At 79.0% G+C, this 229-nt stretch carries 1 protein-coding gene; it reads right to left on the reverse strand.

What is annotated here, in order from left to right:
- Positions 1–17: 17 nt before the first annotated feature.
- Positions 18–229, reverse strand: a 212-nt coding sequence (locus QWY28_RS23945) for a MarR family winged helix-turn-helix transcriptional regulator (protein ID WP_369292724.1), incomplete at its 5' end; no start/stop codon positions are given.

Consider the following 229-nt stretch of genomic DNA (forward strand, 5'->3'; position numbering starts at 1 on the left):
GAAGACCCCCTCCGGGGTCAGGCGAACGGCGCGAGCAGCCGGCGCAGCAGGTCGGCCAGCTCGTGCCGCTCGGCCGGCGGCAGGTCGGCGAGCAGGCCCAGCTCGGCGCGGAGCAGCGCGGTGAAGGCGCCGTCGACGGCGGTCTTGCCCTCCGCGGTCAGCCGGACGATCACCCCGCGGCGGTCGTCGGGGTCGGGGTAGCGCTCGCCGAGCCCGCGCGCCGCGAGCC

The organism is Nocardioides oceani (genome assembly GCF_030412965.1).
Classification (GTDB): domain Bacteria; phylum Actinomycetota; class Actinomycetes; order Propionibacteriales; family Nocardioidaceae; genus Nocardioides; species Nocardioides oceani.